12 protein-coding genes are annotated in these 12,823 nt (G+C 64.9%); 5 read left to right on the top strand and 7 right to left on the bottom strand.

All coding sequences use genetic code 11. The annotated features are described in order from the left end of the window. Positions 1-8: 8 nt before the first annotated feature. Together SBA_RS04460 and SBA_RS04455 are read right to left on the bottom strand one after the other, a co-directional pair. Entirely contained in the window at positions 9-425 is a 417-nt protein-coding gene (locus SBA_RS04460; protein ID WP_261936032.1) for a SufE family protein, read from the bottom strand. Positions 426-494: 69 nt separating this feature from the next. Beyond that, a complete protein-coding gene (locus tag SBA_RS04455) occupies positions 495-1,046 on the bottom strand; it encodes a hypothetical protein (protein ID WP_224548221.1) in 552 nt (183 codons plus the stop codon). A gap of 125 nt (positions 1,047-1,171) precedes the next feature. On the opposite strand from SBA_RS04455, the gene SBA_RS04450 reads away from it, so the two are divergent. Beyond that, complete coding sequence (locus tag SBA_RS04450) at positions 1,172-2,062, top strand: aldose 1-epimerase family protein (RefSeq protein ID WP_261936031.1); 891 nt, start codon at positions 1,172-1,174, stop codon at positions 2,060-2,062. Positions 2,063-2,204: 142 nt separating this feature from the next. Further along, on the top strand, positions 2,205-3,782 hold the full coding sequence (locus tag SBA_RS04445; RefSeq protein ID WP_261936030.1) for a peptide chain release factor 3: 1,578 nt from the start codon (positions 2,205-2,207) through the stop codon (positions 3,780-3,782). A gap of 276 nt (positions 3,783-4,058) precedes the next feature. Here SBA_RS04445 and SBA_RS04440 read toward each other — a convergent pair whose 3' ends face one another. Next, a complete protein-coding gene (locus tag SBA_RS04440; protein WP_261936029.1) occupies positions 4,059-5,327 on the bottom strand; it encodes a spinster family MFS transporter in 1,269 nt (422 codons plus the stop codon). A 98-nt stretch (positions 5,328-5,425) separates the two neighbouring features. Next, the gene (locus SBA_RS04435) at positions 5,426-7,732 is read right to left on the bottom strand and encodes a TonB-dependent receptor (protein WP_261936028.1); all 2,307 of its coding nucleotides are present in this window, start codon (positions 7,730-7,732) and stop codon (positions 5,426-5,428) included. Positions 7,733-7,892: 160 nt separating this feature from the next. Between SBA_RS04435 and SBA_RS04430 the strand changes: the two genes are divergently transcribed. Both SBA_RS04430 and SBA_RS04425 read left to right on the top strand, forming a co-directional pair. Next, on the top strand, positions 7,893-8,519 hold the full coding sequence (locus SBA_RS04430; RefSeq protein WP_224548227.1) for a TetR/AcrR family transcriptional regulator: 627 nt from the start codon (positions 7,893-7,895) through the stop codon (positions 8,517-8,519). 106 nt (positions 8,520-8,625) lie between these two features. Continuing rightward, positions 8,626-9,027, top strand: a complete 402-nt coding sequence (locus tag SBA_RS04425) for a PilZ domain-containing protein (RefSeq protein ID WP_261936027.1) — start codon at positions 8,626-8,628, stop codon at positions 9,025-9,027. A gap of 1 nt (position 9,028) precedes the next feature. On the opposite strand, the gene metW is transcribed toward SBA_RS04425, so the two are convergent. From metW to SBA_RS04410, 3 genes are all read right to left on the bottom strand, one after another. Further along, entirely contained in the window at positions 9,029-9,622 is a 594-nt protein-coding gene (gene metW / locus SBA_RS04420) for a methionine biosynthesis protein MetW (protein ID WP_224548231.1), read from the bottom strand. Next, positions 9,619-10,770, bottom strand: a complete 1,152-nt coding sequence (gene metX, locus SBA_RS04415; RefSeq protein ID WP_261936026.1) for a homoserine O-acetyltransferase MetX — start codon at positions 10,768-10,770, stop codon at positions 9,619-9,621. The genes metW and metX overlap by 4 nt, the downstream gene beginning before the upstream one ends. A gap of 197 nt (positions 10,771-10,967) precedes the next feature. Next, a complete protein-coding gene (locus SBA_RS04410; protein ID WP_261936025.1) occupies positions 10,968-11,207 on the bottom strand; it encodes a hypothetical protein in 240 nt (79 codons plus the stop codon). 491 nt (positions 11,208-11,698) lie between these two features. On the opposite strand from SBA_RS04410, the gene SBA_RS04405 reads away from it, so the two are divergent. Beyond that, on the top strand, positions 11,699-12,820 hold the full coding sequence (locus SBA_RS04405; RefSeq protein ID WP_261936024.1) for a pyridoxal phosphate-dependent aminotransferase: 1,122 nt from the start codon (positions 11,699-11,701) through the stop codon (positions 12,818-12,820). The last annotated feature ends 3 nt before the right edge of the window (positions 12,821-12,823 follow it).

The raw sequence follows: 12,823 nt of genomic DNA, 5'->3' as shown, positions 1-12,823 counted from the left end.
GAGTTTCCTTAAGCGGTGTAACGGGCGGCCGTATCGCGGATCAGCGCGATCATGTTGGGAATGCCTTGGGTGCGGTTGGAACTGAGTTGATTCTTGAGATCGAACGGCGCCAGCGCGCCCTCTATGTCCGCCGCCGCGATCTCGGCCGGCGCGCGGTCCTGCACGGTCAGCAGCACCAGCGCGATGATCCCCTTGGTGATCGCGGCATTGCTGTCCGCCAGGAAATGCAGCCGGCCATCATCGAGGACGGTGGGATAGACCCACACCGCCGCCGAACAGCCGCGCACCAGGGTCGCGTCGGTCTTGAGCGCGTCGGGCATATCCTCCAGCCCGCGCCCCAGGTCGATCAGCAGGCGATAGCGATCGTCCGCGTCCAGAAATGCATAGTCTTCCTGGAGATCGGCGAGATGGGGCTGGTCGGTCATGGCCGCCCATATAGGGGCAAATGCAGAAAGCGGAACCCGCTTTGCAGGCCCGCCTGGGCGGAATGTCGATCAGCTCGTGACCTTGCACCCCTTGGCCGCCGCCTGCCCGCGCAGATAGCCGCGCCGCGCGACGCCCGCCGTCACCGCCGCCTGCAAGCGCCGCTCGGCCGGGGCCGCGCCGCTGATCTCGCGCACCAGCCCGCGGAACGGGATGAGCGAATTGACGATCGTCTTGCCGACCGCCTCGGCGATCTTGCCGGTCCGATTCTCGTTCGCCTTCGCGCCGACGGTAAAATCCTCGCCCAGCACGGCGTTGAGTTCGGCGAGCGACGCCTTCAGCCCCTTGCACGTGCGCGACGGCGGGGCGGCATAGGGATTTTCCACCGCTTTCAGCAGCACGGGCGGAATCTCGTCCTTGTCCAGGCCGATGTCGCGCGCCGGCTGGGTGGCGATGTTGCCGGCCTTGTCCAGCGTGCCGTCGCGGCGCTTTTCCGGTTCCTGCCCAGCCGCCTCCTGCCTGGCCGCTTCCTGCTTGGCCTGCTCCGGTTTCGCCGGCGCCTGGGCCAGCGCCGCGCCCGGCACCAACATGGTCAGGGCAATAGTCATGGTCGTCAATTTCATGGTCGTCCTCCCGGTTTGTCAAACCAGCGACGCGCCATGTCGGTTCCGGACCGAAACGATTGTGGCGCAAGACAAGTCGCCGCCCCCGCGCTATGCGGCAGGCTCCATCCCGCAGGAGATGCTTCTTGTCCCGATCCGACGCGCGCTGCACCATCGCCTCGTCCGCGCTCTCCGCCGCCATCGATCCCCTGGGCGCGGAACTCTGGTCGCTCAAGGACGCCGCCGGGCGCGAATTGATGACCGACGCCGACCCGCGCTGGTGGACCGGCCACGCCCCCTTGCTCTTCCCCTTCGTCGGCCGGTCGCGCGGCGACGTCTATCGGCTGGACGGGCAGGATTATCCGATGCCCCAGCACGGCTTCGCGCGCCGCAACCCCTTCCTAGTCGTCGAGCAGGACGACGACCGGCTGTTCCTGCGGCTGGAAGCGGACAGCGCGACGCGCGCCGCCTATCCCTTCGACTTCCGCCTCGACATGGCCTTTGCCATCGAAGGCGCGACGCTATGCATGACCGCGACCGTCACGAACCGGGGCGAAACGGTCATGCCGTTCAGCTTCGGCTACCACCCCGCCTTCGCCTGGCCGCTGCCCTATGGCGGCGCGGCGGAGGATCACCGCATCGTCTTCGAGCAGCCCGAACCCGCCCCGATCCGCAAGGTCGGCCATGAACCCGGCCTCATTGCCCGCGAAAGCTTCCCATCCCCAGTGGAGGGCGACACGCTCATCCCCACCCACGCCCTATTCGAAGGCGACGCCCTGATCTGGGACGACCTCGCCAGCCGCTCCCTAACCTGGGGCGTAGCCGGCCAGCCGCACCTCAAGATCGATTTCCCCGACACCCCCTGGCTCGGCCTGTGGCAGAAACCGGGCGCCCATTATCTGTGCGTCGAACCCTGGGCCGGCATGGCCGACCTTGTAGGCTTTACCGGCGATGTCTGGGACAAGCAGGGCATATTGTGCCTGCTGCCCGGCGACAGCCGATCCTTCCGCATGGACGTGACGTTGGTGGACGTGTAACGGGCGCTTTTCAGTTTCCGTTCGCCCTGAGCGAAGTCGAAGGGCACGCCTGAACGAAGTGAAGGCACTTCGCTCCGCTCAGTGGCAGGCTTCGACTTCGCTCAGCCCGAACGGGTTTATTTATTTCGGTTAGAAAATCATCATGACCATTCCATCCCGCCGCACCTTCGCGATCATTTCCCACCCGGACGCCGGCAAAACCACGCTCACCGAAAAGCTGCTGCTGGAAGGCGGCGCCATCCATCTCGCGGGCGAAGTCAAGGCGCGCGGCGCGAACCGCCGCGCCCGCTCCGACTGGATGAAGATCGAGCAGCAGCGCGGCATCTCCGTCACCTCCTCGGTCATGACGTTCGAACGCACCCGCGATGGCGAGACGATCACCTTCAACCTGCTCGACACGCCGGGCCATGAAGATTTTTCGGAAGACACCTATCGCACCCTGACCGCCGTCGATTCCGCCGTCATGGTGATCGACGCCGCCAAGGGGATCGAGCCGCAGACCCGCAAGCTGTTCGAAGTCTGCCGCCTGCGCAACGTCCCCATCATCACCTTCGTCAACAAGGTCGATCGCGAAGGCCGCGAAACCTTCGGCCTGCTGGACGAGGTCGCCGACCAGCTCCAGCTCGACGTCTGCCCGATGAGCTGGCCCGCCGGCATGGGCGGCGAGTTCGAAGGTATCTACGACTTCGCCACCAACCGCCTGATGCAGCCCACCGGCCCGTCCAAGGAATTTGACGGCACCCGCCACCAGTTCAGCGGCCTGGACGATCCGAAACTGGCCGATCATCTCTCGCCCCACGCGCTGGAAAAACTGCGCGAGGAAGCCGAACTGGCGCAGGGCGGCTATGCCCATTTCGATCTCGACCGCTATCGCGCAGGCGACCTGACCCCGGTCTATTTCGGGTCCGCATTGAAGCTGTTCGGCGTCACCGAACTGATCGACGCGCTCGGCCAGCACGCCCCGCCGCCGCGCGCCCAACCGGCCGAACCCGCCGCGATCGAGCCGGAAAACAACGAAGTCACCGGCTTCATCTTCAAGGTGCAGGCCAATATGGACCCGATGCACCGCGACCGCATCGCCTTCATGCGCCTCGTCTCGGGCAAGTTCAAACGCGGCATGAAGCTGACCCCCAGCGGATCGGGCAAGCCGCTCGCCGTCCACTCACCGATCCTCTTCTTCGCGCAGGACCGCGAACTGGCGGACGAAGCCTTTCCCGGCGACATCATCGGCATCCCCAATCATGGCGCGCTGCGCGTGGGCGACACCCTGTCCGAAAAGCCCGGCCTGCGCTTCACCGGCCTGCCCAATTTCGCACCCGAAATCCTGCGCCGCGTCCAGCTCAAAGACCCGACCAAGACCAAGCAATTGCGCAAGGCGCTGGACGACCTGTCCGAAGAGGGCGTGATCCAGGTCTTCTATCCCGAAATCGGCAGCAACTGGATCGTTGGCGTCGTCGGCCAGCTTCAGCTCGAAGTGCTGATTTCCCGCCTGGAGGCCGAATATAAGGTCGCAGCAGGCCTCGAACAGTCGCCCTTCGACACCGCCCGCTGGATCAGCGGCGACGACGCGGCGGTCAAGGAACTGGTCGGCCATAATGTCAGCAACATGGCCAAGGACCGCGACGGCAACCTCGTCTTCATGGCCCGCAGCGCGTGGGACATCGGCTACCAGCAGGAACGCCACCCCAAGGTGAAGTTCAGCGCGACGAAAGAGCGTTAAAAAACAACGTGCTCCCGCGAAGGCGGGAGCCCAGTTCCGACGGCAGAGCTGGGTTCCCGCCTTCGCGGGAACACACCACATATCTACTAGTGCACAAAAATCATGAATGGCGCCATTGCTTCTGCCCATTCACGAAAGCCATCCTATCGCTGCAACCGTCGCACTCCCTGTCTCAAACGGTGGCCCGACCTCCGCTGCACCCACGTCTTTTCCGTTCGCCCTGCGCTTGTCGAAGGGCATGGCTGAGCGAAGTCGAAGCCCGAACAGGATGTGGCGTTACGCCGCCACCCAATCCTTGCGCAGCGCCTTGCCCGCCAGCGCCATGAACAGTCCGGCGAGCAGGTAGAAGCCCAGCGCCGCGACGATCGCATAGCGCAGCGCCTCCGCCCCATAGGTCGGCGTCAGCGCATCCGACAGCGCGCCCACGCTCCACGACCCCAGCCCCAGCCCGACCAGATTGTTGATCAACAGGAAGCTCGCCGCCGCACTCGCCCGCATATGGGCGGGGACGAGATGCTGGACCGCGGTCAGCACCGGCCCCAGCCAGACATAGACCAGAGCCTGCGGGATCAGGAACAGCGCGAAGGCGAAACCGACGCTGCCCGACAGCACGCCCACCACGAACAGCGGCATCCCCACAACATAGCTGACCGCCGGCACCCAGGCATAATAGGCCTTGTCCTTGCCACCCATGGCGTCGCCCAGCCAGCCGCCCAGCAGCACGCCCGCCACCCCGCCGATCAGCAGCAATCCACCCAGAAACTGCCCCGCCCCCAATATGTCCAGGCCAAAGCTGCGCATCAGCAGGCTGGGCAGCCAGAAGGCCACGCCATAGCCGCACATCGAACTGCACGCCGCGCCCAGCGCCAGGAACCAGAAGCTGCGCTTGGCCGCCAATATGCCGAACACCGCCGACACCGGCACCGCATCGGCCGCCTGCACCGGCCGCGCCGGTTCGCGCACCACCAGCCGAAAGACCGGCGCGATCAGGATGCCCATGATCCCCACCGCGATGAACGCCGTGCGCCACTCCACCGCCTGCGCGATATAGCCGCCCAGCAGCACGCCACCGGCCGACCCCAGCGGAATGCCGAGCGAATAGATGGACAGCGCCCGCGCCCGCTGATGCGCGGGAAAATAGTCGCTGATCACGGCGTAGGAGGGCGCGACGCCGCCCGCCTCCCCCACGCCCACCCCGATGCGGAACAGGAACATCTGGGTGAAGCTGCTCGCGATCCCGCACAGCGCGGTGAAGCCGCTCCAGATGGCGAGCGACACGGTGATGACCCAGGTCCGGCTGGTCCGGTCCGCCAGCAACGCCAGCGGGATCGCCAGCGTCGAATAGAGCAAGGCAAAGGCGATCCCGCCCAGCGCGCCGAGCTGCGTATCGCTCAGCCCCAGCTCCGCCTTGATCGGCCCGGCCAGGATGCCCAGTATCTGCCGGTCGAGAAAGTTGAACGTATAGACGAGCAGCAACATCGCCAGCACGATGCCACGATAGGCGGGGGAGGCAGGCGCGGCGGCAGAGGTGGATCGGTCGGTCATAAGGCTTTCACCCATCCCCGTTCAGTTCGCGCTTGTCGAGAAGCGTTGTGCGTGGGTTCTCGACAAGCGCGAACCGAACCGGAGGGATTGGACGAGGATCAGAATTTCACCGTCCCCGTCACGAAGACCTGTCGCGGATTGCCGTAGAAGGCGGTCAGCACGCCTTCCCGGCCCAGCGTCGAGACGCCGGTGGCCGACTGATAGTTATAGCCCGACGTGATATACTGCTTGTCGGTCAGGTTCTTGCCGTGCAGCCCCAGCGAATAATGATCGTCGGCCGACATCCACACGATGCTGGCGTCCCACAGCGCATAGCCCGGCTGGTCGAGCGCCGGGATCGGCACTTCGAACTGGTGGGTCAGGCTGCGATAGGACAGGGTGGTCGACAGGTCGAGCGACCCGCCCGCCATCGCCACGCCGCCGCTCAGCGTGCCCGACACCGTCCATTTGGGCGTATTCTGGAAGGTGCGGATGTCCGAAACATCGTTCCCCGCCGGACCGATGAAGCGCTTATATTGCGCATCGACATAGCCAAGAGCGCCCACGAAGCGCAGGCTGGACCCGGCCCCGGCGAAGTCGCGCGCCAGCAGGGCGTTGGCTTCCGCCTCGATCCCCTTGATATGTGCCTTGGCCGCATTGGTGGTGATGCCGCAGAAGCTCTGCACCCCGCCCACGGTGCAGCCAACCGATCCGGGAATCTGCACGTCGCTATAGTTGGCGTAGAAACCCGCGACGCTCAGGCTCAGGCGGCGGTCGAACAACGACCCCTTATAGCCGACTTCATAGCTGTCGACCTTTTCCGGGTCGAAGGAGAGGAAGTCGTATATTTCCTGATAGCTGCGCACCCCGTCGCCATTGCTGTCCGGCGCCGACGTGCCCGATCCGCGCGGGTCGAAGCCGCCGCCCTTGAACCCCTTGGAGTAGGAGGCATAGACCATCTGGTCGGGCGCGGGCTTGTAGCTCAGCGACGCGCGCGGCGTGAATTCCTTGAAGGTGCGGTCGCCGCGGAAATTGGTCGCGGTGGCGATCACGATCGGGGCGGCGCCGCCAAATTCCGGCGAGGTGCCGCTAATGCGGTTTTGCTTGAGGATATAGGCCGAGCGCTTGTCGTTGGTGTAGCGCCCCCCGACCGACAGGCTGATCTGGTCGGTGAAGTCGAAGGTGAAGTCGCCGAACACCGACCAGGTGTCGGTCCGCACATCGCCCGCCGTATAGCCATTCAACCCCGGCAGGCCGATGGTTGCGCCCGTCAGGCCCAGCAGCACGTCGAAGGACGTCGCCGCCTTCGCGTCGAGATAATAGAAGCCCAGCAGCCCCTTCACCCGGTCGCTTTCATAGAGAAGCTGCCATTCCTGGCTCAGTTGCTCGTTGCGATAGACGGCCGGCACGTCGACATCGACCGCGGGCAGCGCGTCGAAATCGATTGGCGTGAAGCTGGTATCCTTGCGCCAGGCGCTGATCGACCGCAGCGTGAAATGATCGGATAGTTCGGCGGTAATGTTCATCGCCAGCCCATAGGCCTTCACATCCTGCTTGGGATTGTTGAGGCCGGCGCGGGTATCATAGACGTCGTCCAGCACCGGCGCGCCGGAAATAAGGCCGGGGATCAGCCGATGGCCGTTGCGGGCATTGGACTTGTCGCGGGTATAGTCGCCCGAGATGCGGATCAGCACCGGCTGGCCGTTGCCGCCAATCTCCAGCGTGCCGCGCCCGGCCCAGACATCCTTGTTGTAATTCTCGATGCCCAGCGTGAGATTGTCGCCGAAGCCGCCGCGCGACAGCCGCGCCACCGACCCGCCGACGCGGATCAGGTCGCTGATCGGCGTGCTGACGGTCAGGACGCCGTCGGCCTGGTCATAGCTGCCATAGGTGCCGCGCAGCTTGAGCGAGAACTGGTCGGGCAGCGACCTGGTGACATATTTGATCGCCCCGCCGATCGTGTTGCGGCCATAAAGCGTACCCTGCGGCCCGCGCAGCACTTCGATCCGCTCGACATCGTAGATATCCAGCACCGACGCCTGCGGGCGGTTGAGATAGACGTCGTCCAGATAGAGGCCGATCCCCGCCTCGAACCCCGGCACCGGGTCCTGCTGGCCCACGCCGCGGATGAAGGCGGTCAGCGTCGAATTGGTGCCGCGCGAATTTTCCAGCGTGGTGTTGGGGGTGACGTTGGAAATGTCGGTAATGTCGATCGCGCCGCTGCGCTCCAGCGTCTCGCCCGAAAAGGCGCTGACGGCGATCGGCACGCTCAGCAGGCTTTCCTCGCGGCGGCGGGCGGTGACGACGATGTCGGTGCCCGTATCGGCAGCCGGCGCGCTGTCCTGCGCCAGCGCCGGCAGCGCGACGCAGCCGCTCCAGGCGACGGACGCCAGGGCAAGAGCGCGGATGGTCTGATGGGCCTTCATGGGCTGTCCTCTCCTGAAAAAAACGCGCCCGGTTCACCGGGTCGCTCCTGTCTTGCCCGATTCGATAATGAAAGTTGAACCATCTTTCAACTTCAAATAAGAGGTCTGTGACGAGAGCATCGCGATGCGGCAAAAAGAACACAGGATTACGGGAGAGGGCATGACCGAAAACGGCAAGGCGGCAGACGGCGTCAAGGACGACAAGACGCCGCGCACTGCCCGCGGCGAACGCACCCGCCGCGCCCTGCTGTCGGCGGCGGCGGCGGAATTTGGCGAAAAGGGTTTCCATGACGGGTCGATCAGCGGCATCACCCGCCGCGCGGGGTGCGCGCTGGGCAGTTTCTATACCTATTTCGACACCAAGGACGACATCTTCCGCGCGCTGGTGGCCGACATGTCGGGGCAGGTGCGCGACTATGTGTCCCCCCGCATCGCCACCGCGCGCGACGGCATCGACGCCGAACGCATCGGCCTGTTGAGCTTCCTGGAGTTCGCGCGCGCGCACAAGGAAATCTACCGCATCATCGACGAGGCCGAATTTGTCGATCAGGCCGCCTATCGCGCCCATTATGAAAATACCGCCAGCCGCATGGCCGGACGGCTGCGCGCGGCCGCGGACAAGGGCGACGTCCGCGCCGACGTGGAGGAGGTCCATGCCTGGGCGATCATGGGGATGAACGTGTTTCTGGGACTCCGCTACGGCGTGTGGGACGACAGCCGTCCGGCCGATGAGATCGCCGCGATCGCCAATGCGCTGGTGGAAAAGGGGATCGGCCCACAACGCTGACGAATCCACCGTCCGTCGCGCCGGCGGCCCGGATCGGCGCGACCGTTGCAACCACCCGCCACGTTCAGGACTCCTTCCCTTGGTGCAACATCAAGCGAGAAGGATCATGGACTTCCCCCCGCGCGCCAGGCGCGCCAACGTCTTCATCGATGCCCATCTCAATCTGGGCGAACCGCTCTCCGCCACGCAGATCGTGCGCATCCGCGACATTTCCGAAGGCGGCGCGCGCATTCAGGGCAAATCGCCCGGCGTCGGCGCCCGCATCGTCGTCACGCGCGGCGAGACGGCGATGCCGGGCCGAGTGGTTTGGACCGCAGATCGCCATTTCGGCATGGCCTTCGACGAACCGGTCGATGTCGAATCGGTGTTGAAGGCGACCGGGCGCAAATCCCCTGACCGCCCCGTCTACGCCGCCGCCCTCACATCGGGACTGACGCAATTCCAGCGCCACACGCCACGCGGCCGAACTGCGTCTTTCGGCCTGCGCCTGGCGGAGTCGGGACGCTAGGCTATTTGCGCAGCAGGAACACCGCATGTTCGGCGAACAGGTTGGCGTTGGCGTGGGTGGTTTCCTTGTCGCCCTTCAGGAACCATTGGCCATCGATGGTCCAGCCCCGCTCCTTCACCAGCGCACGGAAATCGTCGACCGTGACATGATGGATGTTGAGCGTGTCGTACCAGGTGTCGGGCAGCAGCCGCGTCACAGGCATCCGTCCGCCCCACAGCAACGATATGCGCCCGCGCCAATGCGCGAAATTGGGGAAGGAGACGAACGCCTGACGGCCGATGCGCAGCAATTCCTCCACCACCAGATCGGGGCGCCGCGTGGTCTGCAACGTCTGGCTCAGTATCGCATAGTCGAAACTGGCGTCGGGATAATAGCCAAGATCGGCGTCGGCGTCGCCCTGCACCACCGACAGGCCTCGCGCCACGGCGGCGGCGACATTCGACCCGTCAATCTCCAGCCCGCGCGCATCCACCTGGGCATTGTCGCGCAGGGCCGCCATCAGCGCGCCGTCGCCGCAACCCACGTCCAGCACGCGCGCGCCCTGCCGCACCGTCCGCGCGATCAGGGCGAGGTCCGGCCGCAAAGTCTCGCTCATGCCCGCCCGCCCTTCAGGAAGCCGTCCACGACCCGGTTGAGTTCGGGGCATTCCAGCAGGAATGCGTCATGGCCGAACGGGCTGGACAGTTCGACGAAACTGGCCTGCGCGCCCGACGCATTGAGCGCATGGACGATGATCCGCGATTCGGCGGTGGGATAAAGCCAGTCCGTATCGAAACTGACGAGGCAGAAGCGCGCCTTGGTGGCGGCGAACGCCTTGGCCAGCGATCCGCCATGATCGTCGGCGATGTCGTAATAATCCATCGCGCGGGTGATGTAGAGATAGGAGTTGGCGTCGAACCGCTCGACGAAACTCAGCCCCTGATGGCGCAGATAGCTTTCCACCTGGAAATCGGCGTCGAAGCCGAAGGTCTTGGCCCCATTGGGATTTTCCGGCCGCCCCTGCAATCGGCGCCCGAATTTCTCGGTCAGCCCGGCTTCCGACAGATAGGTGATGTGCGCGGCCATGCGCGCCACGGCCAGCCCCGCGCTCGGCACCTGCCCATCGGCATAATAGTCGCCGCCGCGCCAGTGCGGATCGGCCATGATCGCCTGCCGCCCGACCTCGTGAAAGGCGATATTCTGCGCACTGTGCCGCGCGGTCGAGGCGATCACGATGCAGCTTTCGACCCGGTCGGGAAACAGCGTGGGCCAGGTCAGCGCCTGCATCCCGCCCATGGAACCGCCGATGACAGCCGCCAATCGGTCCACCCCCAGATGGTCCAGCAACGCCGCCTGCGCCCGCACCATGTCGGCGATGGTCAGCACCGGAAAACGCATGGCGTGCGGGTCGCCGGTCGCCGAATCGATGCTGGCCGGGCCGGAAGAGCCCATGCAACTGCCGATGACGTTGGAGCAGATAATGAAATGGCGCGCCGGATCGACCGGCTTGCCTGCGCCCACCAGCCGCCACCACCAGCCCGGCTTGCCGGTGACGGGATGATCCGACGCGACATATTGATCGCCGGTCAGCGCATGGCAGATCAGGATGACGTTGGACTTGTCCGCATTCATCGCGCCATAGGTTTCATAGGCGATGTCGACCGGGCCAAGGCTGGCGCCGCTGGAAAGGTGGAGCGGACCGGCCAGGCGGACCTGCCGGCGCAGGCCGAAACGGCTGTCTTCGCTGATGGGAACGCTGGCCATGACCAGAGCGGCGCTAGGACCGCGACCCGGCCCTGTCAATCGGAGCGGTTGATCTTGCGCGGCGGGGCGTGGATAGGTGGGTGGCCGAATGTCGGTTTTTTTGGCTCTCTGCCGTCTTCAAAAAAAAGCTGAAGGGATGGCCGATTTGGGTGGTTAGGAGACCATCGGCTTTAGGTCTAAGAAATCCGAAAGCAGACTTAAATCCCGCGCGGCCATACTATCTGGCCAACTGTTCCGAGCAGCGCCAGCACTATTAAAAGTGCAAGCAGTGACGCCACCGCCCAAAATCTGAACGGTTCTTCCATCCGTCGGCCAGACAACGTGATCCCAAAATACGGCCATTCCATTTTGCCATTTCTGAAGCCCGTGATGAGCAGCCAAATGAACAACACGGTGATGCTTCCGGTGATGATCGGCCCATAGATATTCTCACTCATACGGCGTAAACTGCATCCTGAACGCGATAGACGCAATGTCTGCTTGTGATGATGACACCGCAGCGATCAAATGGCTGGCTTTGGTCGCCTCAAGACATCTCCCTCCTGAACGGAAGCAAAAAAGTCCGGCTTCGATCGCGCCAGACCAGCGGCTTCGCCATCGCCGATGCGCCGTTTCAACAGGCTTCCAATGTAGGATAATCTCTGGTCTATCCTGATAAATGGAACCGCTTTTCCGCGCCTACGCACCCCCCGGCTACCGCGCCCTTGCCCACAGGACGCGCGACCGGCGCGTCACCGGCGCGCAACACGCGCGCGAGAGTGACCCGCCAGTTACTTTGGCGAGGCTTTGGGGGAGCTTCGCGGAAGCTTCGCAGTCGCTTTTTGCCCGAAATACCCCACGACGGTGTGAACTTCGCTTTTGGTGCGCCGAAAAGGCGACATGGTCTGCCACTTTGCCTTTGGCGCGGAAGCCGCTAAAGCCGCGCCCCATGACAGAGACTATTGCGAACCCCGCTACAAAACCTGCCCCCAAGGACTGGATTCTCGGCATTTCCGCCTATGTGCCGGGCAAGGCCGCGGCCGACGATGGCCGGCCGTTGATCAAGCTCTCGGCCAATGAAAATCCGCTGGGCACCGGTGCGGCAGCGCGTGCTGCCCTCGTCGCCGCCACCGCCGACCTCGCCACCTATCCCGATCCGGGCGCGACGAAGCTGCGCGAGGCGATCGGCGCGGTCCATGGGCTCGATCCCGAACGGATCATCTATGGCACCGGCTCGGACGAACTGCTGCACATCGCCGCCTCCGCCTATGCCGGGCCGGGCGACGAGATTCTCTATGTCCGCTATGGCTTTGCCGTCTATGACATAGCCGCGCGGCGCGTCGGCGCGACCCCGGTGATCGCGCCGGACAAGGATTACGCCACCGACGTCGATGCGCTGCTCGCCGCGGTGACGGACAAGACCAGGGTGGTCTTCCTCGCCAACCCCAATAATCCGACCGGCACCATGACCAGCCGCGAAGAGATCGCCCGCCTCCACGCCGGGCTGCGGCCCGATATCCTGTTCGTCCTCGACCAGGCCTATGCCGAATATCTGGACGCGGACGAGGATGATGGCGGCCTCGAACTGGCCAGGAGCGCATCGAACATCTTCGTCACCCGCACCTTCTCCAAAATCCACGGCCTGGCGGCCGAACGGATCGGCTGGGGCTATGCCAGTGCGGATGTGATCGACATCCTCCACCGCATTCGTGCGCCGTTCAATGTGACGACGGCCGGACAGGCTGCCGCCGTCGCGGCGATCAACGACAGCGAATGGGTCGCGTTCAGCCGCACCCACACCGCCCGATGGCGCGAATGGCTGGCGGGTGAGGTTGCGGCCCTGTCCAACCACGGCCTGCGCGTCGTGCCGAGCAAGACCAATTTCCTGCTGATCCTGTTCGACGGCAAGCTGACCGCCGAAGCGGCGATGAAGGGGCTGTGGGACGAAGGCTATGCCACCCGCTGGCTGCCGGGGCAGGGCCTGCCCAACGGCCTGCGCATCACCATCGGCACCAAGGCGCAGACCCGCGCCGTCGCGGCCAAGCTGCGCGCCATGGCGGAGGCGGCCTGACGC

The organism is Sphingomonas bisphenolicum (assembly GCF_024349785.1).
GTDB classification, from domain to species: Bacteria; Pseudomonadota; Alphaproteobacteria; order Sphingomonadales; family Sphingomonadaceae; genus Sphingobium; species Sphingobium bisphenolicum.
This window is presented reverse-complemented; position numbering and strand designations above follow the sequence as displayed.

Coding starts and splice junctions, on each gene's coding strand:
- metW (WP_224548231.1), bottom strand. CDS start 9,622: ATGAGCGAGACTTTGCGGCCGGACCTCGCCCTGATCGCGCGGACGGTG.
- SBA_RS04410 (WP_261936025.1), bottom strand. CDS start 11,207: ATGAGTGAGAATATCTATGGGCCGATCATCACCGGAAGCATCACCGTG.
- SBA_RS04460 (WP_261936032.1), bottom strand. CDS start 425: ATGACCGACCAGCCCCATCTCGCCGATCTCCAGGAAGACTATGCATTT.
- SBA_RS04440 (WP_261936029.1), bottom strand. CDS start 5,327: ATGACCGACCGATCCACCTCTGCCGCCGCGCCTGCCTCCCCCGCCTAT.
- SBA_RS04435 (WP_261936028.1), bottom strand. CDS start 7,732: ATGAAGGCCCATCAGACCATCCGCGCTCTTGCCCTGGCGTCCGTCGCC.
- SBA_RS04430 (WP_224548227.1), top strand. CDS start 7,893: ATGACCGAAAACGGCAAGGCGGCAGACGGCGTCAAGGACGACAAGACG.
- metX (WP_261936026.1), bottom strand. CDS start 10,770: ATGGCCAGCGTTCCCATCAGCGAAGACAGCCGTTTCGGCCTGCGCCGG.
- SBA_RS04445 (WP_261936030.1), top strand. CDS start 2,205: ATGACCATTCCATCCCGCCGCACCTTCGCGATCATTTCCCACCCGGAC.
- SBA_RS04455 (WP_224548221.1), bottom strand. CDS start 1,046: ATGAAATTGACGACCATGACTATTGCCCTGACCATGTTGGTGCCGGGC.
- SBA_RS04405 (WP_261936024.1), top strand. CDS start 11,699: ATGACAGAGACTATTGCGAACCCCGCTACAAAACCTGCCCCCAAGGAC.
- SBA_RS04425 (WP_261936027.1), top strand. CDS start 8,626: ATGGACTTCCCCCCGCGCGCCAGGCGCGCCAACGTCTTCATCGATGCC.